The 21,326-nt window shown below is 64.4% G+C and carries 24 protein-coding genes; 7 read left to right on the forward strand and 17 right to left on the reverse strand.

Annotated features, from left to right (window positions below; translation table 11 throughout):
* Nucleotides 1–19: 19 nt before the first annotated feature.
* The 6 genes from BMW89_RS05860 to BMW89_RS05885 all read right to left on the reverse strand — a co-directional run bounded on the left by BMW89_RS05860 (nucleotide 20) and on the right by BMW89_RS05885 (nucleotide 5,420).
* Nucleotides 20–562 carry a flavin reductase gene (locus BMW89_RS05860; RefSeq protein WP_092023701.1) on the reverse strand — a complete coding sequence of 181 codons (543 nt, stop codon included), beginning with the start codon at nucleotides 560–562 and terminating at the stop codon, nucleotides 20–22.
* Nucleotides 559–1,806 (reverse strand): Zn-dependent hydrolase, encoded by a 1,248-nt coding sequence (locus BMW89_RS05865; RefSeq protein WP_092023702.1) that lies wholly within the window; start codon nucleotides 1,804–1,806, stop codon nucleotides 559–561. The genes BMW89_RS05860 and BMW89_RS05865 overlap by 4 nt, the downstream gene beginning before the upstream one ends.
* A gap of 4 nt (nucleotides 1,807–1,810) precedes the next feature.
* Nucleotides 1,811–2,692 (reverse strand): alpha/beta fold hydrolase, encoded by an 882-nt coding sequence (locus BMW89_RS05870; protein ID WP_177195856.1) that lies wholly within the window; start codon nucleotides 2,690–2,692, stop codon nucleotides 1,811–1,813.
* Between the two features lie 11 nt (nucleotides 2,693–2,703).
* A complete protein-coding gene (locus tag BMW89_RS05875) occupies nucleotides 2,704–3,849 on the reverse strand; it encodes a pyridoxal phosphate-dependent aminotransferase (protein WP_092023703.1) in 1,146 nt (381 codons plus the stop codon).
* Nucleotides 3,850–3,856: 7 nt separating this feature from the next.
* On the reverse strand, nucleotides 3,857–4,636 hold the full coding sequence (locus BMW89_RS05880) for an SDR family oxidoreductase (protein ID WP_092023704.1): 780 nt from the start codon (nucleotides 4,634–4,636) through the stop codon (nucleotides 3,857–3,859).
* Nucleotides 4,637–4,703: 67 nt separating this feature from the next.
* Nucleotides 4,704–5,420 carry a GntR family transcriptional regulator gene (locus tag BMW89_RS05885; RefSeq protein WP_244547541.1) on the reverse strand — a complete coding sequence of 239 codons (717 nt, stop codon included), beginning with the start codon at nucleotides 5,418–5,420 and terminating at the stop codon, nucleotides 4,704–4,706.
* Nucleotides 5,421–5,644: 224 nt separating this feature from the next.
* Here BMW89_RS05885 and BMW89_RS05890 point away from each other — a divergent pair, with 224 nt between their 5' ends.
* From BMW89_RS05890 to BMW89_RS05915, 6 genes are read left to right on the forward strand one after another with little or no spacing between them, the layout of a single operon-like run.
* On the forward strand, nucleotides 5,645–6,508 hold the full coding sequence (locus tag BMW89_RS05890) for an ABC transporter ATP-binding protein (RefSeq protein ID WP_092023706.1): 864 nt from the start codon (nucleotides 5,645–5,647) through the stop codon (nucleotides 6,506–6,508).
* Nucleotides 6,505–7,284: a class II aldolase/adducin family protein gene (locus tag BMW89_RS05895; RefSeq protein WP_092023707.1), complete on the forward strand. Its 780-nt coding sequence runs from the start codon at nucleotides 6,505–6,507 to the stop codon at nucleotides 7,282–7,284. Before BMW89_RS05890 ends, BMW89_RS05895 begins: the two co-directional genes overlap by 4 nt.
* A gap of 22 nt (nucleotides 7,285–7,306) precedes the next feature.
* On the forward strand, nucleotides 7,307–8,323 hold the full coding sequence (locus BMW89_RS05900) for an ABC transporter substrate-binding protein (RefSeq protein ID WP_092024655.1): 1,017 nt from the start codon (nucleotides 7,307–7,309) through the stop codon (nucleotides 8,321–8,323).
* Nucleotides 8,320–9,135, forward strand: coding sequence for an ABC transporter permease (locus BMW89_RS05905; RefSeq protein ID WP_092023708.1), 816 nt, complete (start codon nucleotides 8,320–8,322; stop codon nucleotides 9,133–9,135). Before BMW89_RS05900 ends, BMW89_RS05905 begins: the two co-directional genes overlap by 4 nt.
* Nucleotides 9,132–9,890, forward strand: a complete 759-nt coding sequence (locus BMW89_RS05910; RefSeq protein WP_092023709.1) for an ABC transporter permease — start codon at nucleotides 9,132–9,134, stop codon at nucleotides 9,888–9,890. The genes BMW89_RS05905 and BMW89_RS05910 overlap by 4 nt, the downstream gene beginning before the upstream one ends.
* A 4-nt stretch (nucleotides 9,891–9,894) precedes the next feature.
* Entirely contained in the window at nucleotides 9,895–11,199 is a 1,305-nt protein-coding gene (locus BMW89_RS05915; RefSeq protein WP_092023710.1) for an LLM class flavin-dependent oxidoreductase, read from the forward strand.
* Here the strand turns inward: BMW89_RS05915 and BMW89_RS05920 are convergent.
* The 11 genes from BMW89_RS05920 to BMW89_RS05970 all read right to left on the reverse strand — a co-directional run bounded on the left by BMW89_RS05920 (nucleotide 11,196) and on the right by BMW89_RS05970 (nucleotide 20,040).
* Complete coding sequence (locus tag BMW89_RS05920) at nucleotides 11,196–12,125, reverse strand: dihydrodipicolinate synthase family protein (protein WP_244547542.1); 930 nt, start codon at nucleotides 12,123–12,125, stop codon at nucleotides 11,196–11,198. The genes BMW89_RS05915 and BMW89_RS05920 overlap by 4 nt on opposite strands.
* A gap of 15 nt (nucleotides 12,126–12,140) precedes the next feature.
* Complete coding sequence (locus BMW89_RS05925) at nucleotides 12,141–12,941, reverse strand: amino acid ABC transporter ATP-binding protein (RefSeq protein WP_092023712.1); 801 nt, start codon at nucleotides 12,939–12,941, stop codon at nucleotides 12,141–12,143.
* Nucleotides 12,938–13,669 (reverse strand): amino acid ABC transporter permease, encoded by a 732-nt coding sequence (locus BMW89_RS05930; protein ID WP_092023713.1) that lies wholly within the window; start codon nucleotides 13,667–13,669, stop codon nucleotides 12,938–12,940. The genes BMW89_RS05925 and BMW89_RS05930 overlap by 4 nt, the downstream gene beginning before the upstream one ends.
* Nucleotides 13,670–13,688: 19 nt before the next feature.
* A complete protein-coding gene (locus BMW89_RS05935) occupies nucleotides 13,689–14,525 on the reverse strand; it encodes an ABC transporter substrate-binding protein (RefSeq protein ID WP_092023714.1) in 837 nt (278 codons plus the stop codon).
* Between the two features lie 122 nt (nucleotides 14,526–14,647).
* Nucleotides 14,648–14,950, reverse strand: a complete 303-nt coding sequence (locus BMW89_RS05940; RefSeq protein ID WP_177195857.1) for a DUF4286 family protein — start codon at nucleotides 14,948–14,950, stop codon at nucleotides 14,648–14,650.
* Between the two features lie 16 nt (nucleotides 14,951–14,966).
* Nucleotides 14,967–15,905 (reverse strand): dihydrodipicolinate synthase family protein, encoded by a 939-nt coding sequence (locus BMW89_RS05945; RefSeq protein ID WP_244547543.1) that lies wholly within the window; start codon nucleotides 15,903–15,905, stop codon nucleotides 14,967–14,969.
* 8 nt (nucleotides 15,906–15,913) lie between these two features.
* The gene (locus BMW89_RS05950; protein ID WP_092023717.1) at nucleotides 15,914–16,345 is read right to left on the reverse strand and encodes a MaoC family dehydratase; all 432 of its coding nucleotides are present in this window, start codon (nucleotides 16,343–16,345) and stop codon (nucleotides 15,914–15,916) included.
* A 3-nt stretch (nucleotides 16,346–16,348) separates the two neighbouring features.
* A complete protein-coding gene (locus tag BMW89_RS05955) occupies nucleotides 16,349–16,756 on the reverse strand; it encodes a MaoC/PaaZ C-terminal domain-containing protein (protein ID WP_092023718.1) in 408 nt (135 codons plus the stop codon).
* A gap of 9 nt (nucleotides 16,757–16,765) precedes the next feature.
* Entirely contained in the window at nucleotides 16,766–17,929 is a 1,164-nt protein-coding gene (locus tag BMW89_RS05960; protein ID WP_092023719.1) for an acyl-CoA dehydrogenase family protein, read from the reverse strand.
* Nucleotides 17,926–19,116, reverse strand: coding sequence for a CaiB/BaiF CoA transferase family protein (locus BMW89_RS05965; RefSeq protein WP_092023721.1), 1,191 nt, complete (start codon nucleotides 19,114–19,116; stop codon nucleotides 17,926–17,928). The genes BMW89_RS05960 and BMW89_RS05965 overlap by 4 nt, the downstream gene beginning before the upstream one ends.
* A 15-nt stretch (nucleotides 19,117–19,131) precedes the next feature.
* The gene (locus BMW89_RS05970; protein WP_177195920.1) at nucleotides 19,132–20,040 is read right to left on the reverse strand and encodes a dihydrodipicolinate synthase family protein; all 909 of its coding nucleotides are present in this window, start codon (nucleotides 20,038–20,040) and stop codon (nucleotides 19,132–19,134) included.
* Nucleotides 20,041–20,223: 183 nt separating this feature from the next.
* On the opposite strand from BMW89_RS05970, the gene BMW89_RS05975 reads away from it, so the two are divergent.
* The gene (locus BMW89_RS05975; RefSeq protein ID WP_092023725.1) at nucleotides 20,224–21,324 is read left to right on the forward strand and encodes a LacI family DNA-binding transcriptional regulator; all 1,101 of its coding nucleotides are present in this window, start codon (nucleotides 20,224–20,226) and stop codon (nucleotides 21,322–21,324) included.
* Nucleotides 21,325–21,326 lie beyond the last annotated feature (2 nt).

Here is a 21,326-nt window from a genome sequence, read left to right on the forward strand (position 1 = left end):
GATAGAAGCCGGCCTCCCCTCAGGATGGGCCAGAAGCGGATTCGGGTCCAGCCTCCGCCGGATCGGTCACCCCGACCGTGTGGTAGGCGCGGCCGAAATAGATCAGATTGTCCGTGCCGCCGGATCTCTGCAGCGCGACCACCCGGCAGAACAGCACGTCATGCGTGCCGACATTGACGATATCGGCAATCCGGCAGTCGAACGCAGCCGCACTATCGGCCAGCACCGGTGCACCTGTTTCAAGTGTCGACCACGCGGCTGCGGCAAAGCGTTCGTCGGCGGGCACCTTGCCGCCGAACAGGCGGGACAGCTGCTCGTGCCGAGCCGAAAGCACGTTGACGCACACCACCTCGTTGCCCGTCACGCTGGCATAGGCGGAGGAACCGCGGTTGATGCAGACCAGAAGCGTCGGCGGATCGTCGGTGACACTGCAAATCGCCGATGCGGTAAATCCGGCGCGGCCCGCGCTCCCGTCGGTCGTCACGATGTTGACGGCGGCACCAAGACAGGCCATCGCGTCGCGGTAGTCCTGAGGGGCGACGTCCTGCATCGGCGTCCTCATACCTCGATCGAAAGCACGAGCCCGCGCAGCACCTGCGCCAGCACGGAAGCGCCGGCCGCGACATGATCGGGCTCGGCCCATTCGTGCTCGACATGGCTGGCGCCGTCGCGACACGGAATGAAGATCATCGCCGCCGGACAGATTTTTGCGAGATGGCGGGCGTCGTGACCGGCGGCCGAGAGGATAGCCATGGCGGAGTGACCCTGCTCGCGCGCTGCCTCCGCGATGCTTGCCCGCAAGCGCGGATCGAATTGGTTCGACGGCGCGTCGACGAGCGGCGTCACGGTCACTGCGCATGGTGGAGCGTTTTCCCGGCAGAGAGCGATGATGCGCGCACCCGCGGCATCGAGCACCGCATTATCAGGGTGGCGCAGATCGATGCTGAAGCTGACGCGCGACGGCACCACTGACGGCGCGTTCGGCAGGACTGCAACCCGGCCGATGGTGAATTTGATGTCGACATCGATGGTGCCGATCTCGGCATGGAGCGCCGTCGCCATCCGCGCAAAGGCCGCGAGCGCATCCCGCCGCTCCGACTGCGCGAGCGTGCCGGCATGGCCCTCGGCTCCCTCGACTACCACCTGAAAGGTCTTCTTGCCCTGAATGCCTGTGACGACACCGATCGTGCAGTCGGCCGCCTCCAGCAGCGGTCCCTGCTCGATGTGCAGCTCGAGATAGGCCCCAGTGGCAAAACCGAGCGGCCTGTGCGGCATATCAGGGAAAGCCTTGTGCAGGCGATCGAGCGCTTCGCCGACACTGATGCCGTCTGCATCGCGCGCCGCACGGATGACCGCCATGTCTCGCTCGCCCGTAAAAGCCTCCGAACCCATCATGCCTGGGGCAAAGCGGGAGCCTTCCTCGTTCATCCAGGCAACGACGATGACGTCGCGCGCGGGCTTGTCGCCCTGCTCGGCGAGCGAGACGACCGCTTCAAGCGCCGCCATCACGCCGGCCGCGCCGTCGAATTTTCCGCCGGTCGGCTGGCTGTCGAGATGACTGCCAAGCAGAAACGGTGGCGCGGAGCGATCGCGGCCGGCCAGCGTCAAAAACAGGTTAGCCGCCGCATCCGTCGACGGCGTCAATCCCGCTTCAAGCGCCCAGCCGATGACACGGTGCCAGGCGGCGATCTCGCCGTCACTCAGCGCCTGGCGATTGACCCCGCCGGCAGGCGTCGCGCCGATCTCGGCAAGCGACATCAAGCGCGTCCAGAGCCTGTCAGCGTTGATCAAGGTGCTGGATCCCATCGGCCTACTTCGTGCGCATGATCTGGCCCGGCAGCGCACGCGGATCGCGCGGCAGCCATTGCCCGGCCTCGACCTGGGCGATGAACTCGGCGATCAGCGCGTTGAATGCCGCGGGTTCTTCCAGATTGAGCGTGTGGCCGGTCTTGGGGAAGACCGAGAGGCCGCAGGCCGGAATGGTCTTCTTCAGGAAGATGCCAGGCTGGAGGCAATGATCGTCCTCGTCACCGACGACGACCAGCGTCGGCACCATCATCTTTTTCAAGCCGTCTTCGAGATCGTAGAACGACGGCCGCCGTGCCTGGACGCCACGCATGGTGTTGGCGGCGCCGCGGTCGGAATGGGTGGCAAGACGATCGGCGAATTCCTGCCAGCCGCGCGGATCCTTGTTCTGGAACTGCACCCGGCTCGCGCCGAGCGCGTAGACCTTGGAAAATTCCTTCGCGCCCTGCTTCTCGAAATTGTCGGCGACTTCGAGCGACACGCCGCGGAAATAGTCCTCGAACTCCTTCTCGCAGCCGTAGCCCGCGCCGGCCACCGTCAGCGACAAAGCGCGCTCCGGCGTGCGCAGACCAAAATGGACCGTGCAGAAGCCGCCCATCGAAAGGCCGACAATATGCGCCTTCTCGATTTTGAGCGCGTCGAGCACCGCGACCGCATCGTCAGCGGCAACCGCCTGCGAATAGGCCTCCACGCTGTCAGGCACCTCCGACGGCGGATAGCCGCGCGCGGCGTAGCTGATGCAGCGATGGCGCCGGCTGAAATAACGCAGCTGCGGCTCCCAGCTTTGGTGATTGCCGCCGAACTCGTGGATGAAGAGGATCGGCGTGCCCTCGCCGGCCTCTTCCACATGGAGCTTCACGCCATCCTTGGTCGTGATCATCGTCATCGGCATATTTCCTAGAATTGCGGCGGCAAATCGTTCAGCGTCCGCGCCTGCGCGACCATGTCCGGCAGCAGCGTGCATAGTTTTTCGACCCAGGCCTGCGGCACGGAGGTGCTGATCTTCACAAAACGGTCGCCGAAGCGCTGGGTGTGATAGGTGCCCTGGCGGATCATGATGCCCTGCCGGCGATAGCACTCGACCAGCGCCTCCGGGCGGATGCCGGCTGCGATAGTCTCCAGCACCAGGAAGTTTCCGTGCGACGGCATGATCGGCAGCGCCAGCCCTTCGATTCCCGCTGCCGCCTCCTGGATCATCGCCTTGTTGGCCCGGTCGGTGCTGCGGACCTTCTTCATCCATTCAGCCTTGACCGACAACCCCGCCTGCGCCGCGCGCTGCGCGATGACGCTCGCGCCGAGCACGCTGGTGGAGGTTTGCGCCAGCTCTTCGAACAGGTCGGGCGCCGCAACGAGCGCACCGATCCGCAAGCCCGCAAGCCCTAGCCATTTCGAGAAGCTGGTCGAGACCACCGTGCCTTGCGGCGCGACGTGAAGCACGGGCGTGTGGCCGTCGGCGAAATCGCGGTAGGTGCAGTCGTGCACCAGCAGCGCGCCGCAATCACGCGCGATCGCCGCGAAGCTATCGATCTCCTCGCGCGTATAGCGAATGCCGAGCGGATTGTTGGGATCGACGAGATAGATGATCGCCGTGCGCTCATCGACATTGGCCTTCAACGCCTCCGGCGTCAGGCGGTAGTTGCAGGCGGGATCATAGATCGGAATCTCGATCACCTCGGCGCCCTGCTGGCGCGCGAACAGGCACGGCCATTTCCAGGTCGGATCGGTCGTCACCAGCGTGGTGCCGGGCTTGCAGCGCGCGCGGCAGATCATCGCGAGCGCATTGACGCCGCCCTCGGTCACCAGCGCTTCTGCGCCTGGCGTCCCGAGGTCGGCGACGATCGCGGCACGCAGCGCCTCGAAGCCGAGCGGTGGGGCATAGGCATTGAACTCGCCAGCCTCGATCGAGCGCAGCATGGCCTCGCGCACGGCGGGATGGCTCTCGATATGGTTGGTGTTCTGGCCGAGCCAATAGAGCCCCGGCGTTGCCGAGAGCTCGTCGAAATAGAGGTTGCGGACCAGCGCCGCGGATTGCACTCCAGACATCGATACCTCAGATCACCGAGCCGCGCGCGGCAATGCCGCCGTCGATCGTCACCACGGTGCCGGTGATGTAGCCGGACCGCGGCGAAGACAGGAATGCGACGAGATCGGCCACTTCTTCCGACGTCGCCGGGCGCTTGCCCGGATATTTGTCGAACAGCTCCTCCCAGCGGCTTTCGTCGCCGAGCATGTCGATCGCCTTGCGCTTCATGATCTTGAGCATGCGGTCGGTCGCCACCGGTCCGGGATTGACCGCGACGACGCGCACGCCGTGGTCGAGGCTGCGGCCGCCGAGCGCTTTGGTGAATGACATCAGCGCCGCATTGCCGGTCGAGCCCGCGATGTAGCTCGCGTCCCAATTCTCGCCGGAATTGCCGATGATGTTGATGATGACGCCGTCCTTGCCCTTCATCCGCGGATAATAGAGACGCGACAGCGTGATGTAGCCGAACACCTTGAGATCGAAGCCACGCCGCCAGGCGGCGTCATCGAGGATTTCCAGCGAGCCGGCCGGGATGTCGCCGGCATTGTTGATGAGGATGTCGATGTCGCCGACCTCGGCCGCGAGCTTCTCCATCGCGGCCGTGCTCGACAAATCGAGCGCGTGGATGGTGATCTTCACACCAAAGCGCGCTTCGAGCTGCTTCTTGGCCTCGAGCATCGCCTCGCCGTTGCGGGCGGCCAGATGCAGATGACACCCTTCCGCGGCGAAGAGTTCGGCCACCGCCAAACCAATTCCTTTCGACGCGCCGGTGATCAGCGCGGTCTTGTTCGTCAGCTTCAGGTCCACGCGGGATCTCCAGAATGCAAGCTAGATATACAAGGTCTAGCAATTTGCATACCAAGAGGCCGGAGGGTCATTCGAAGGCGGCGAGAAAGTCCAGCAGGTTGTCGCCGAGCAGGTTGACGTGATCCCGCATGGCGCTGTGCGCCCGCTCCGGGTCGTGCGCGAGGATGGCCTGCATGATCGCCTCGTGCTCGCGGACAGTATCGGCGATCCGGTTCGGCATCCGCGTCACTCGGCGGCGATAGGCCGCCACCTGGTTGCGCAGCTTGCGGGTCTGGTCGGCCAGGAAAGTGTTGCGCGAGGCTTCGTAGATCGCTTCGTGGAATTCCTGGTTGATGTCGTAGAAGACGTCGATATCACCGGTTTCGCCTGCCGCCACAAGCCGCTGGTGAATCTCGCCTATTTCGGCTCCCCAAGCCTGGGAAACACGTCTTGCGGCGAGCCGGGCGCAGAGCCCTTCGAGCTCCGCCATGACCTGGAACATCTCGATCAGCGCCTGCGCCTTGATGCTGCGGACGGTCGCCCCCAGCCGGCCGCGCAGCTCGACCAGATTGTTGGCGGCCATCAGGCGGAACGCCTCCCGCACCGGCGTGCGCGAGACGCCGAAGCGCTGCGCGATCTCCTGCTCGTCGAGCCGGCTGCCGGGTTCGAGATGACCCGCCGCGATCGCCCCTTCGAGCTTCTGGCGCAGGCTCTCCGCCAGCGTCATGCCGGGGCTCGCGCCAAGGGACTCCTGCCCATTTTTCACGCGCCTGCCTCCGCCATGTGCACCAATATCCGCCATCATGTTTCTCCGATATCGATACATGTATACAAAATGGCACCCATCTTCCAGCGAAACGGCTGATTTTCGCGCGGAGATGCGCGCGGCTTCGCTTTGTTCGCCGTCGATCTCGCAAGTCTTATGCCTGATTTGCGCGGAAATCGCACTGGCACACGAGTTGCTAAGAGATTTCGACGCGGTCCGCTTTCGTATGCGAATGGCCGCCGCCATTATACAAGGACATCCCGGTGCAGGCTGCCCGCCTCCCCCATCCCGGACCGGCTACCGACGCCCCGCAGGCTCAGAGCAACCCTGAGCCGCTGCTCGAGCTGCGCGCGATCAACAAGACTTTTGGCGCCGTCGCGGCGCTCTCGGGGCTTCAGGCGACCATCGCCCCGGGCGAGTTCGTGACCGTCGTAGGTCCGAGCGGCTGCGGCAAGAGCACCCTCTTTAATATTGTCGCCGGACTGGAGGAGCCGGACGCCGGCGGCATCCTGCGCTTCGAGGGCAAGAGCTGCCATTCGGCCGACCTGCTCGGCCGCGTCTCCTTCATGCCGCAGCGCGACCTGCTGTTTCCCTGGCGCAACGTTGTCGACAACGCCATCCTCGCACTCGAGGTCGAGGGCATGAAGCGCGACCAGGCCCGCGCGAAGGCGCTCAAGATGCTGCCCGAGTTCGGCCTCGCCGGCTTCGAGAAGCAATATCCCAATCAACTGTCCGGCGGCATGCGCCAGCGCGTCGCCTTGATGCGCACCTTCCTGTTCGAGCGCGACCTGATGCTGCTCGACGAGCCCTTTGGCGCGCTCGATGCGCTGACGCGGGCGATGATGCAGCGCTGGCTGCTCGACGTCTGGCAGAAATACCGCCGCACCATTCTCTTCATCACCCACGACGTCGACGAGGCCATCTTCCTCGGCGACCGCGTGCTGGTCATGACGGCGCGTCCCGGCGCGGTGAAGCTCGAACAGGTCGTCGACCTTCCCCGCCCGCGCCGGCCCGAGATCGTCACCTCCCCTGAATTCATCCGCCTCAAGCGCACGCTGCTCGATGCGATCGAGGAGGAAAGCATGAAATCATTCCAATCCTCCCTCGCGCAGGAGAAGTCGCAATGAACGCGATGTCGCCGAAAGAACCGCGCGGGATCGATCCGGCCGAATGGGATGCCCGGATCAAGCTCGCCGCCTGCTATCGCATGGTCGCCAGGCTCGGCATGGACGATCTGATCTACAATCACATCTCCTCGCGCGTGCCCGGCCACGACGATCAGTTCCTGATCAATCCCTATGGACTACTGTTCGACGAGATCACGGCCTCGAGCCTGGTGAAGATCGACACCAAGGGTAACAAGCTCGACGACACGCCGCAGGCCGTCAATGTCGCGGCCTTCGTCATCCATGCAGCGATCCACACCTCGAACCATGACGCGGTTTGCGTGCTGCACACCCATTCCGACGCGAGCGTTGCCGTCTCGGGGCAGGAAAAAGGCCTGCTGCCGCTCAGCCAGTTCGCAATGCGCTTCTACGACCGACAGGCCTTCCACGATTACGAAGGCGTTGCCATCGACCTCGACGAGCAGCTCCGCCTGGTGCGCGATCTCGGCCCGCACAAGGTGATGCTGATGCGCAACCACGGCATCCTCACCGTCGGCCGGACGCCGGGCGAGGCCTTCATGCTGCTCTATTATTTCGAGCGCGCCGCGCGGATCCAGCTCCAGATGCAGGCCGCCGCCGCGTCAGGCGCCAGGCTGGTGATGCCGCCGCACGAGGTCTGCGAGAAAGCAGCCCGCCAGTTCTGGGAATTGCAGGGCGACATCCTCGTGCCCGGCGAACGCGAATGGCCGGCGCTGATGCGCCAGCTCGACCGTACCGATCCATCCTATCGCAATTGATTTCACCGCCTGGAGTATGACCATGTTGAGCCGACGCCACGCCCTCTCCGTCCTCTCCGCGATCGCACTGGCGACCGGCTCGCTTGTCACGGCCGCGTCCGCAGCCGAATTGCAGAAGGCGAGCTTGCGCCTGAAATGGCTGCCGCAGGCGCAGTTCGCAGGCTTCTACGTCGCGGCGGCCAAGGGCTACTACAAGGCCGAGGGTATCGACCTCACCATCAATCCCGGCGGCCCCAATCTGCTCACAGAGAATCTGGTGGCGACCGGCGCCGACACGTTCGGCCTGTCGGGCGGCACCGACAGCGTGTTCGCCGCGCGCGACAAGGGGCTGCCGATCGTCTGCATCGGCGTATCGCACCAGATCACGCCCTTCATCTTCGTCACCCGCAAGGACGGGCCGGTAAAGACGATCCAGGACTTCAAAGGCAAGACCGTCACCACCTGGTTCACCGGCGCCAATCATGTGCTCAACGGCATGCTGGCCAAGGAAGGCATCAAGCCGGATGAGGTGAAGATCCAGCCGCAGCAGGTTTCGGTGACGCCCTTCGTCGACGGCAACGTCGATGTCATCACGGCGACCTATTACAACGAATTCTACACCATCCAGTCGCGCATGCCGAAGGACAGCCTGAAGACCTTCGTCGCCGAGGATTACGGCATCACCTTCCCGCGCGATACGTTGATCGTGGCCGAGGCGACCGCCAAGGAGAAGCCGGAGCTGGTCAAGGCGTTTTTGCGGGCCTCGCTGAAGGGCTGGAAGGATGCTTTCTCGGATCCCAAAGGCGCCGTCGACACTGTCATGGCCGCCGCGCCAACGCTCGATCGCGCACAGCAGGAGTTCATGCTCACTGAGGTGAAGCGCCTGATGACCGCTGGCGCCGCAGCGAAGAACGGTATGTTCTGGATCGACACCGACGCCGTCAAAACCGCCCACGATTTCTTCCTGAACTACGGCGTGATCTCCAAGCCGGTCGATCTCGCTGCGGCCTATGATTCCAGCTTCATCCAGAGCGTCCCGGCGGCGGACCGGCTGCCGTGAGCAGCCCTGCCGCGACATCGCTTGGTGACGGCCGCGCGACTGCGCGGTCGATGACGATGCCGGATTGGCTGCGCAAGCTGGTCCGACTGCTGCTCGGCCTCGCCGTCGCGGCGGTGATCTGGGAAGGCTCGGTGCTGCTGTTCGGCATCCGGCCCTATTATCTGCCGCGCCTCAGCACGATCCTGATGGCAATGGCGGCGACGCCCCGGGCCTATGTCGACGGCTTCCTGCGTACGCTGGCCGAGACGCTGATCGGCTTCGCCTCCGGCGGCGCGTTCGGTGTGCTAATGGGCGTCCTGTTCTTCCGCGTCCGCGCGCTGCGCGAGATGATCTTTCCGATCTTCGTGGTATCGCAGACCATTCCCGTCATCGCCTTCGGCGCGCTGGTCGTGCTCTGGTTCGGCAACACCTTGCTCGCCAAGGCGATCATCGCGTTCTATCTGACCTTCTTTCCGGTGACGGTGAACACGCTGCTGGGCCTCGAGACCGTCGATCCCAGGCAGGTCGACCTGATGCGCAGCTTCGGCGCCTCCAACCGCCAGCTCCTGCTCCGCTTGCAGCTTCCGACCGCGCTGCCGCAGATCTTCGTGGCGCTGCGGCTGGCCGCATCGTTGAGCCTCGTCGGCGCCATCGTCGGCGAATGGTTCGGCGACACCACCGGGCTCGGCGTGCTGCTGCTCCAGGCCATGTTCACCGAAAATGTCGTTGCGATCTGGGCCGCACTGCTCGCGGCGGCCCTGCTCGGCACAGGCTTCTATGCGGTGGTCGCTGCGGTCGAGCGGCGGCTGGTGTTCTGGAACGCCGAGCAATGAGCCGCGCACTCGCAGCACCCTCGCTCGCTGTCCAGCGCGGTATTCTCGGCGCTGTCCTGCTGATCGCGTGCTGGGAAGGCACGGCGCGCGGACTGCACCTGCCGGCCTATGTTCTGCCCGCTGTCAGCGACATCGTCGTCGGCCTCTGGTCCAAGCGCGCAATCCTCATTGATGCTGCCGGCTACACCCTGCTCGAAGCGCTGGCGGGCTATGGGCTCGGCTGCCTGATCGGGATCGGCCTCGCCGTCGCCATCGCACTGGTGCCGGCATTGCGCAGCGCGATCCTGCCGCTCGCAACCGCGATCAATTCGGTGCCCGTGGTCGGCTATTCGCCGCTGATCCTGCTCTGGTTCGGCATTGGCGTCAGCTCGAAGATCGTGATGGTGGCGATGGCGGTGAGTTTCACCATCCTGTTATCGATGCTGGCCGGGCTCGACCGTGTCGATCGCCGCGCCGTCGACCTCATGAAGAGTTTTGGCGCAAGCCGCTTCGGCGTGCTGTGGCGCCTGCGGCTGCCGACGGCGCTTCCGCTGTTGCTGTCCGGAATGCGCGTCTCGACAGTGCGCAGCGTGATCGTGGCGATCGTTACCGAAATGCTTGGCGCGCAGGGCGGGCTCGGCTGGGTGATCTACCAGGCCGTGCTCCAGATCGATTTCGTCCAGGTCTGGGCGGCGATCTTCGTCGCATCCGCCGCAAGTCTCGCCTTCTTCGGCCTGATCGGCTTCCTCGAACGCAAGATCCTGTTCTGGACATGACGTCATGAAACGACAGATGCATCTCGGCTTGTTCATCCTGGGCACCGGCAGCCACGTCGCGGGCTGGCGCTATCCCGGCGCGGTCGACAGCTTTCAGGATTTTGCCGCGATCCAGGAGATCGGCCGCACCGCCGAGCGCGGCAAGTTCGACCTGATCTTCATGGGCGACAATCTCTATGCTGACGCGGCCGCCCATCCCTCCTACACGCTGCGGCTCGAGCCGCTGACGATGCTGGCCGCGCTCGCGACCTCGACCAGCCACATCGGTCTCGGCGCCACCGTCTCCACCACCTACAGCGATCCGTTCTCGGTCGCGCGCGTCTTTGCCTCCCTCGACCACATCTCAAACGGCCGCGCGGCATGGAACGCGGTGACGACGGCCAATCCGGCGACGGCGGCGAATTTCGGCACGACCCATCCCGACCACGCCCGCCGCTACGAGATGGCCGGCGAATTCCTCGACGTGGTCAAAGGCCTGTGGGACGGCTGGGCGGATGATGCCATCGTCGCCGACCGCACCAGCGGACTCTACATCGATCCGGCAAAATTGCGCGCGATCGACCATGACGGCGCGTTCTTCAAGGTGAAGGGCCCGCTCAACATCGGCCGCAGCCCGCAAGGCCGCCCCGTGGTGCTCCAGGCCGGCGGCTCCGAGGCCGGCCAAGCGCTCGCCGCGCGCACCGCCGATATCGTATTCTCGGTGGTGCAGGACGTCGAGGAAGCCAAGGCCGGCTATGCCTCGCTGAAGACCCGGCTGCCAGCATTTGGACGCCGCGCCGAGGACGTCACGGTGCTGCCGGGCGTGATGCCCGTCGTCGGCCGCACCGACAAGGAGGCGTTCGAGAAGCTCAACACGCTTCAGAGCTTTGTCAGCGGCAGCAATGCGCTCGCCATCTTGTCCGACCGCTTCGGCCGCGACATGTCGGCTTACGACCTCGACGGGCCGATCCCTGATATCGCGCCATCGGACAGCTATCACAGTTTTGCCAGCGTCATGCTCGCCAAGGGCCGCCGCGAGAACATGACGCTGCGCGATCTCTACAATCTCACCGCCGCAGCCCGCGGCCATTGGGTGCTGTGCGGCTCGGCCGAGCGCATCGCCGACACGCTCCAGCTCTGGTTCGAGGAGCACGCCGCCGACGGCTTCAACGTCATGCCGCCTTATTTCCACGAAGGGTTCGAGGATTTCGTCGAGCTCGTCGTTCCCATTTTGCAGGAGCGCGGGCTGTTCCGTGCGGATTACGAAGGCACGACCTTGCGCGATCACCTCGGACTCGCGCGTCCCGCCAATCCGTTCTTCGCGCTTTAGAGCGCGCCGGCAATCCGCAGTGCCTGATCGAGCGCCTGCACCTCGTTTGGTGTTGCCGGCGTCTGCGGCGGCCGTACTGCGTCGCATGAGAGACGCCCGAGCAGTTTCAGGCAGGCCTTGAGCCGTACCGTTGCGCGTCCCCCGGGCGCATCGCGGTAAATCGCGACCGCCAGCGGATAGAGCTTCTCGTGCGCAGCACGAGCCTGCTCCCAATCACCGGCTTCCGCCGCGTTCCAGAGGCTGACGACGAGCTCCGGCACGACGCAGGCGAGGCTGACCTGGCTGCCGGCCGAGCCGACGAGATAGCTCGTCAGCAGGTGCTCGTCGCCCGAGCCGAGCACGACGAACTCCGGCCGTAGCTTATGGATCAGCCGCAGATTCTGCTCGTAAGTCGCGACCTCCCAGCTGCCCTCCTTGATCGCGGCGAAGCGCGGATCGGCGACGAGCCGCTCCAGCAGCGGCGGTGCGTAGGCCATGGCGCCCGCACCGACCGGCGCGGCGTAGAGCATCAACGGCACGGTTGTGGCATCGCGGATGCGCCGGTGATGTTCGATGACGCAGTCGTCAGCGTGGCTAAGCGCCCAGCTGTTGGGAGGAAACACCAGGAGCCCGTCCGCACCCGCCTGCTCCAGCGTCGCCGCCTCGCGCGCGGCCTCCAGGCTGGATTCGTGGTTGACCCCGGAGACGATCAGGCAGTCTTTTGGGGCATGCCGGCGCGCCAGCTCCACCACGCGCTGTTTTTCAGCGAGCGACAGCACAAAATTCTCGCCAGCGTGGCCGTTGACCAATAGCCCATTGATGCCCGGCGTCGACGCGACCAAGGCGAGATGCATCGCAAGCTTCGGCTCATCGATCTGGAAGTCAGGCGTCATCGGCACAATCGTGGCGGCATGAATGCCGCGCAGGCGATCGCCAAATGTCCGCATCGCGTTCGACATCGGCTAGTGGATGATCTGGTCGAGGAACGTCCTGGCCCGCTCGGACTTCGGATTCTTGAAGAACTCTTCCGGCGCGGCCTGCTCGACGACCTTGCCCTCGTTCATGAACACGATGCGGTCGGCGACCTCGCGGGCAAAGCCCATCTCGTGGGTCACGCACAGCATGGTCATGCCCTCTTCCGCGAGCTTCTTCATGGTCTCCAGCACTTCCTTGACCATTTCAGGGTCGAGCGCCGAGGTCGGCTCGTCGAACAGCATGATCTTCGGCCGCATGCACAGCGCCCGCGCAATGGCGACGCGCTGCTGCTGGCCGCCCGACAACTGCCCGGGGAATTTCTCGGCCTGATCCGGAATCCGGACCTTTGTGAGGAAATGCATGGCGAGGTCTTTTGCCTCAGCCTGAGACATGCTGCTCACGGTCATCGGCGCCAGGATGCAATTCTCCAGCACCGTCATGTGCGGAAACAGATTAAAACTCTGGAACACCATGCCGGTGTCGCGCCTGACCGCGTCGATGTTCTTGCGCTGGCGATCGAGCTCAACGCCATTGACGTAAATCAGGCCCTCGTCGTGTTTCTCGATGTGGTTGATGCAGCGAATGAGCGTCGACTTGCCCGAGCCGGAGGGGCCGCAAACCACGATCTTCTCGCCCTTGGCGACCTTGAGGTCGACCTCGTTCAACGCCGTGAAATCGCCGTAGTGCTTGTAGACGGCCTCCATGCGAACCGCAGGCACTTCACGCAATTGCGGCTGGGCCATTGCGCCTTCGGCACCACTAGCCGTATTCATCGACATCTCGCTCATGCGCGCACCTCCACGCTTGTCTGCGCAACCGGCGCCCTTGCCGCGACCCGCCTCGATTTCGCGGCGCTCGACCGACCGAAATGCTTCTCCAGTCGGCGCTGCACCGCGTCCCAGACCGATGTGAGGATCAGGTAATAAGCTGTTGCAGCTGCGTAGACTTCGAGGATCTGGAAATGCTCCTGCATCAGCATGTCGCTGCGGCGCATGAGCTCCTCGACCGAGATGACTGAGGCGAGCGAAGTCGCCTTCAGCAACGAATTGATGGAGTTGCCGAGCGGCGGGATCATCAGCCGAAACGCCTGCGGCAACGTCACGCGCCGGAACGTTGTCCAAGGCGATAGGCTCAGCGCCCAGGCAGCCTCGCGCTGCCCGGCAGAGACGGCCATGAAACCTGCGCGCACGATCTCGGCGAGATAGGCGGCCTCGTTGAGGATGAGGCCGACGAGCGCGCAGGTAATCACACTAAATTTGATCCCCAGCTGCGGCAAGCCGCTGTAGATCACCACCAGCTGGATCAGCAGCGGCGTGCCGCGGAAGAACCAGATGTAGAAGCGCGAGAAGCCTGATAGCACCGGGTTGGACGACATGCGCATCAACGCGATGCCCATGCCGAGGATCAATCCGCCGATCACAGCCGCCACCGTCAAGCCGATGGTGACCAGCACACCCTTCATCAGGAAGTAGTTGAAGAAGTAGTTGACGGCGGCCGTCGGACTGAAATGGCTCATCGGCTCGTCTCCGTAAGTATCAGGCCGGACCGGGGCCGGCGATCGCAAGCGGCTGATCGGCCGGCATGCTGGTCAGGCCGAACTTGTCGAACAGCGCCTGATAAAAGCCATCGGCACGCATCGCGTTGAGCGCCTTGACGACGGTCTCGGCGACCGTCTTGTTGCGAAAACCGAGCGTGGTCCGCGCCGTACCGAGCCCGCTCAGCACTTCCTTGACGCGGCCACGGCCGACGAGATCGCGCGCCACGCTGTCGACCAGCAGCGCGTCGTCCACCTGTCCCGCGAGCAGCGCGCTGACGACGTTGGTCGCGGTCGGGAACGTGCGCATCTCGATGGCAGGGCCGCCCTTCGCCACATTCGTATCGCTCAGCTTCTTGAGCCAGTTCATCTGGTAGGTAGAGACCTCGACAGCGGATGTTTTTCCGATCAGGTCATTTTCGGTAGCAATTTTTATGCCGCTGTCGGGTGCAACCACGACCGAAATGGCCTGAATGGCGTAAGGCACCATGTACATCAGCTTCGAGCGTTCCTCGGTCCAGAACATCCCGGTGTCGATGCCGTCGATGCGACCCGCGCCCATGGCCGGGATCATCGCCGGAAAATCCATCCGGACGAGTTCAACCGGAAGACACAACCGCTTGCCGAGCTCGGCGGCGAGTTCCACGTTGAGACCCTGCAACTGACCATCCTTGTCGACGAATTGCTGCGGCGGATTGGTGGGGTTAATTGAGAGCTGTAATTTCCCGGGCGCAATCAGATCGCTGTCGGCGATCGCGGGCGTGCATGCCGCATGCGCAGCCGTGGATACGAGAAGGAGTGCGCCAACCGCACCCAAGCGAAGCAGTGTCGAGAACATTCTTTACCTCCAGTAAGACGCCAATGACCGATGCTGTCCCTTGCCCGGGATTCCCCTCAACGTTTCTTGGATACGGCCGGCCAGGTCTCACGACACGACAGGCAGCATCGTCCTTGATCCCCTCAGGCCGGTCCCGACATCGGCTTGAGCTGGATGCGCATGAAATTCTTCACGAGCGTTTCGAACGGGCCAAAACCCTTCACCTTCAAGAACTCCGGCGTCTCGAACACCCAGCGTCCTGCGACCTCGTACATGGCGGCATATTTCGGCCCCTCGCCCACCGAGACGAAGCGCTTTGCCGACAACCAGCCTGGGCAGTCGAGCAAATCAGGAAAATGCCGCTGCTCGTACCAGGCGTTGAACGCAGCCTCATGCTCGGGATCGATGTCGACCCGCACGATGTGGATGAAGGCTCCGTCGGCCATGGGCTCGTCCCTCACGCTAAGCGCGAATGTCGCCGCCGGCGCGCGCCGCGCCGACGGTCGTTGCAATGGCGTCGCACAGCTCAGGAAGAACCGGCAGCAGCGGCGGCCGCGGATCGGCGTTGCGGATCAGGCCAAGCGCCTTGAGTCCGACCTTCATGCGCGTATGCATGTCCATGATCGGCGCCGGCCCGTAGATCGAACGCACAATCGGATAGAGCCGCTCGTTGACGGCGCGCATCGCTTTGAGATCGTCGGCGAGCGCGGCTTGCCAGAGCGCAATGAACAGATCCGGCGCGAGACTGACGAGACCGGAGAGAATCCCGTCGCCGCCGACGGCGAGCTGCGGCAGGAACCAGTTGAAGTTCGACGGTAGTATCGCGACGGAGGGATCGGCCTGCTTCACCGCACGACGGTTCTCGTCATAGGCGAAGATGCTGTCGCTGCCTTCCTTGATGGCGATGACGCGGTCGAGCGCGGCAATCTTCGCCAGCGTTTCCGGCGAATAGCCGGAGCCGGACGCCAGCGGATACTGGAAGATCGACACCGGAATTCCGATCGCGGAACTGACCGCCTGCACGAAGGCCACCGGGGCGCGCGAGGTCGCCGATGCACCGCCGCCGAGCGGCGCCGGCGGAAACAGCACCGCGCAATCGGCGCCGGCAGCCTCCGCGAGCTGCGCCTGATGGATCGCCTCGGCGGTGGAATGCGCGATGATGCCTGAAAGCAGCGGCTTGCCGCCGATTTGCTTGCGCGTGCGCGAGATCACCGCCTGACGTTCGTCGTCCGAGAGCGATCCGCCCTCGCCCGCATGTCCGTTGACGAACACAGCGGCGATTCCATCCGGACAGGCGCAATAATCGAGCACACGGGCATAGCCGTCCCAGTCGATCGAGCTGTCATCCCTGAAGGGCAGCACGGTTGCGACGGTGACGCCGCGCAAATCGGGTTTCTTCATCGGCTTGCTCATGACGGTTTGCGCCGCGGGAATTTCAGGCTCGCGCGCGCCTTCAGCACTTCGAGGCCGCCCTCGTTGCGGGCACTGGCTTCCCAGATGATGGTGCGGGTCTCGTCGTGCTGCTCGGCGATCCAGACGTCGAAGGTGAGCGTGTCGCCATAGAACACGGGACCGGTGAACCAGAAGCGGTCCTCGACCGACACGCCGATGGTGCCGACCAGCTCACTGGTGAGAACGCTGGTGCAGAGACCTGCAACCATGATCCCCGGCGCCAGCCTGCGGCCGAAGCGCGTCGCGCCCGCATAGACATCGTCGACATGGACCGGGCCGAAATCGCCGGTCGCGGCGATGTAGAGCGCGCCATCCGCTTCGGTGATGGTCTTGCTCAGGCTGACCCTGTCGTTCACCTTGAGATCGTCGAAGGACTTTGGCTCGTACATGGCTTAGCCCAGTGCGAAGGGAACGAGCGTTGCGGTGCCGTCGACCACCGTCACGCCCGAAGGCGACAAGGTGCAAGTCACGCGGCAGGTCGCCTCCTCGCCGCTGACCTCGACGATCTCGGCCTTGGCCTCGACGGAATCGCCGACGATCACGGGCGCGGCAAAATTCAGCGCAATGCTGCCGATCCGCCGGGTCGGCCCGCCGAGCTGGCTCAGGCAGGTGGTGGCGAGCCCGCCGACCGCGAGCTCGAAGGCGACCATGTTGGAGGCACCCGCTTTTTTGGCGCGGACGGCATCGACATAGAGACCGCCGAGATTGCCGCTGATGCCGGTGAACATCGCCTGCTCGGCGACCGTCATCGTCTTGCGGAAGGCAAAGGCCGCGCCGAGCTTGAGAGGTGCGTGGGACATGAGACGATCCTAGAGCTGCAAGCCGTTCTTGATGGTGCTGCGCGCAACCAGCATGCGGTGGATTTCGGAGGTGCCGTCATAGATGCGGGTGACGCGGGCGTCGCGATACATGCGCTCCAGCGGCAGGTCCTTGCTGAAGCCCATGCCGCCGAACACCTGGATGGCGCGGTCGACCACGCGGCCCTGCATCTCCGACGCCGCGACCTTGATCATCGAGACCTTGTCGCGCGCATCCCGGCCCTGGTCGATGTCCCAGGCGGCGTTCATCACCATCATCTTGACGCCAAAGATCTCGATGGCGGAATCGGCGATCAGTTTCTGCACCATCTGAAAGTCGCCGATCGGCTGGCCGAACTGGCGCCGCTCGCCGGCATGCTTGCGCATCATTTCGAGCGCGCGCTGCGCCATGCCGACGGCGCGCGCGCCGATATGGGCGAGACGGATCTGGAGCACGCTCTGCATGATCAGCTTGAAGCCGCCGCCGACCTCGCCGAGCACGGCGTGTTTCGGGATACGGCAGTCCTCAAAGCTCAGCTCGGCATGGCCGTAGCCGCGATGACCCATCATCGGCTGGGTCCGCGCCACCTTGAAGCCTGCCGTGCCACGGTCGACCAGAAACAGGGTAATGCCGCCCCGCGCCCGCTTGTCCTTGTCGGTGAGCGCCATCAGGATCACATAGTCGGCGATGTCGCCGTCGCTGATGAAATGCTTGGTGCCGTTGAGCACCCACGCGTCGCCGTCAAGATGAGCGGTCGTGCTGATCGACGCCGCATCGGAGCCGGCGCCCGGCTCGGTGATCGCCATGGCGCAGATCTTGTCGCCCTTCACCGTCGGCAGCAGATAGCGCGCGACCTGATCGCCCTTGCAGGCCATCAGCATCGGATAGACTTGGCCGAACACGCGCCGGATCAGCGCGTCCGACGTCTTGCCGAACTCCTCCTCGACCAGGCAATGCTCGATGCAAGACAGCCCGCCGCCGCCGACATCCGCCGGCATGTTCATCGCGTAAAGGCCGAGCTTCTGCGCCTTGGCCTTGGTGACTGCCAGCACGTCGGCGGGCACCGTGGCCGTGCGCTCCACCTCGTCTTCGAGCGGCTGCACCTCCGTCTCGACGAAACGGCGGACGGTGTCGACCAGGAGGCGCGTATCCTCAGGAATCGAGAAGTCGATCATCGCGCCACTCCGACAGCCTTGCCGGCGATCATCGCGTCGATATCGGCCGCGCCGTAACCGATCTCGCCAAGCACTTCGCGCGTCTGCGCGCCTAACCGTTGCGGCACCAGCCGCACCTCCGGCGTCTGGCCGTCATAGCGGGCGGGATGCGCGACCATCCGGATCGGCGCGCCGCCTGCGCTCTCGGCCGTCTTGAACACGCCAAGATGATTAAGCTGGGGATCAGTCTCGAGATCGCGATAGTCCTGCACCGGCGCGTGCCAGATGCGCGCGGCTTCGAGCGCCGGCAGCCAGTCGGCTGTCGACTTCTGTTTCAGCCTGACAGCGACGATCCGCGTGATCTCCTCACGCTTCGAGAAACTGTCACCTTCGCCGAACTGCTTCAGCTCCTCGCTGTCCAGCGCGACCGCCAGCGCCTTGGGCGCGGCCATGGAGATCGCCATATGACCGTCCGCCGTGGCGTGAACGCCGTAGGGCCCGGGGCTGAACCATGCCGCGATGCCGGCTGGACCGCGCGACGTCGGCGACGGCGCGCCGTTGAGCCATGCCGTCAGCGGCTCGACCTGGAGATCAAGCGCGGCCTGATAAAGGTTGACCTCGACCAGCCGGCCTTTGCCGCTCTTCGTCCGTGCGAACAAGGCGGCGAGAATGCTCATGGCATAGAGCGAGGCTGCATGCTGGTCGACGATGACAGAACCGACCGCCGTCGGTTCGCCGTCAGCGCGTCCCGTCCGCATCGCAAGACCCGACATCGCCTGGAGCAGCAGGTCCTGCCCCGGCCGATCCTTGTAGGGCCCGTCCGATCCGAATCCGGTGGCGACAGCATAGATCAAGCCGGGATTGATCGCCTTCAACGTGTCGTAGCCGAGGCCGAGCTTGGCCATGGTGCCCGGCCGAAAATTCTCCATCACGACATCGGAGGTCGCGACCAGCTTCTTCACGGCGGCGATGCCATCGGGATGCTTCAGGTCGACCGCGATGCTGCGCTTGTTGCGCCCGGTCGCGAGATGATTGACGCTGTCGCCCGCGACAAAGTGATTGGCGACCGCCCAGTTGCGCTGAAACGCACCCTCGATCGGCTCGACCGCGATGACATCGGCGCCGAGGTCGGCGAGCGTCTGCGCAGCCAATGGTCCCGCGAGATAATGATTGAAGCTGAGGATCTTGACGCCGTCGAGCAGGTCCATCCGTTCACATCCCATTCAAGCTGCCGCAATTGGCGCGCTACGCCACGCCAGATCGAACGTCTTGACCAGCGCGCGTGCAGCGGCATCCTGCGCAGCCGGCAGCGGCAGCCGCGGCGGGCGTGGATTGCCGACTGAGAAACCCATATGGCCGAGCAGCGCCTTGCTGCCGGCGACATAGGCCTGGCCGCCGACGAACTCGATCACCGGCAAATATTTGAGATAAAGCTCGCGTGCCTCTTTGATCGCGCCGTGATCGGCGACGAGGCTGAAGATGCGCGCCATCTCCGCCGGCACCACGTTGGAGGCGACCGCCACCCAGCCCTGGGCGCCTTCGACAAAGGATTCGAAGCCGAGAATACCGCCGAACACGGTCATCCTGTCGCCGCAGAGGCGGATGATGTCGCGCACGCGCGTCACTTCCAGCGTCGACTCCTTGATATAGAGGCAGTTGTCGATCTCGGCGATGCGCGCCACCAGCGGTGGCTTGAGATCGACATTGGCCGTCGCCGGATTGTTGTAGACCATGATCGGCAGCGAGATCGCGTCGCCGACCGTCTTGTAATGGTGGACCAGCTCGTCGTCGGTCGGCGTCGAGTAGAACGGCGGAATGATCATGACGCCGTCGGCGCCCAGTTTTTCGGCACGGCGGCTGAGGCGAACAACCTCGCGCGTATCCTCCGCCCCCGTTCCGATCAGCACAGGCACACGCCCCGCGGCCTGATTGATGACGACCTCGGCGACAAGCGCCTTCTCGTCATCGTCCAACGACAGGAACTCGCCGGTGGAACCGAGCGGGATCAGCCCGTGAATGCCTTCTGCAATCTGCCAATCGACGAAGGCGCGCAGGGACACGACATCGATCTCGCCCGCTGCCGTAAACGGGGTGATCATGACGGTGTAGGTGCCGCGGAAAATCTTCATCAGGGAACTGCCGGATAATCGGGTGAATTCAGGGGACGGCTGCGACCTGCGGAATATCCGCAATATTGATGCAAACGATTGCAGAACTGGCTCTGCATTGGGCAACACCATCCATTTTTTGAGCTTGATCCCAGTGGAATTAGCTCCTAGCTTTTTGCAATCGTTTGCAGTCTATCGGCGGGTTGAATGAGCGTCACGCTCAAAGATGTGGCACAGGCGGCCCGCGTTTCGGTCAGCACGGCGTCCCGTGCGTTGACCGGGACGGGCCTGACCAGCGAGCGCACGCAGCAGCGCCTGACGCGCATCGCGCGCGAGCTCGGCTATCGGCCGAACCCGATCGCGCGCGGCCTGAAGACCGGGCAATCGCGGCTCGTGGCCCTGCTCGTGCACAACCTCACCAACGCTTCGTTCCAGGTGATGGCCGAAGTGGTGCAGGCGCGCTTGAAGGCACTGAATTATCAGATGCTTCTGTGTATCGGCGGCGACGACGCGCAACAGGAGAGCGACACCCTCACCACGCTGGTCGACCATCGCATCGACGGACTGATCGTCGTGCCCACCGGCAAGAACGGCGCGCAGCTTAAAGCGCTCGCGAACGACGTCCCGATCGTCTGCCTGGTGCGTCGCGATGACGCAACCGATCTCGAGACCGTGCTCGCCGACGATCCGCAAGGCGCCTATCTCGGCACCCGCCATTTGATCGAGCTCGGGCACAAGCGCATCGGGTTGATCGTCGGCCGCCAGGACACCACGTCCGGTCGCGAACGCCTGTCCGGCTATGTCCGCGCGCTGCGTGAGGCCGGCATCGCCAAGGACGACACTTTAGTTCATGCCGGCCATTTTGAGCCGGAGACCGGCGCGACTGGCTGCCGCAAGCTGCTCGACCTCGCGCGCCCGCCCAGCGCGATCTTCGTCGCCAATCACGAGGCGACGCTTGGCGCGCTGCGTGTGATTGCGGAACGGAACATCGCGATTCCCGACGATCTTTCGCTGCTCTGCTACGAGGACATGCCCTGGTTCGAATGGCATCGCCCGGCCATCAGCATCGTCGACAACGGTGCGCGCGATCTTGCTAATCTCGCCGTCGACCGGTTGCTGCATCGGATGGATGCGAAAAGCAACGGCAATGACGGCGTGCGCGAATATCGCGTGGGCGCCCGGCTGGTGCAGCGTGATTCCTGCCGCCGGATCGAAGCCGCAAGCGCCGCCAGGACGCCCCGGCCCAAGCCCTCCAAATCCAAATCGTCTGCGGCCAAATCGTCTGCGGCCAAGCCCGCGAAGGTCTGATC

Origin of the sequence: Bradyrhizobium sp. OK095 (genome assembly GCF_900109945.1) — a bacterium.
GTDB lineage: Bacteria > Pseudomonadota > Alphaproteobacteria > Rhizobiales > Xanthobacteraceae > Bradyrhizobium.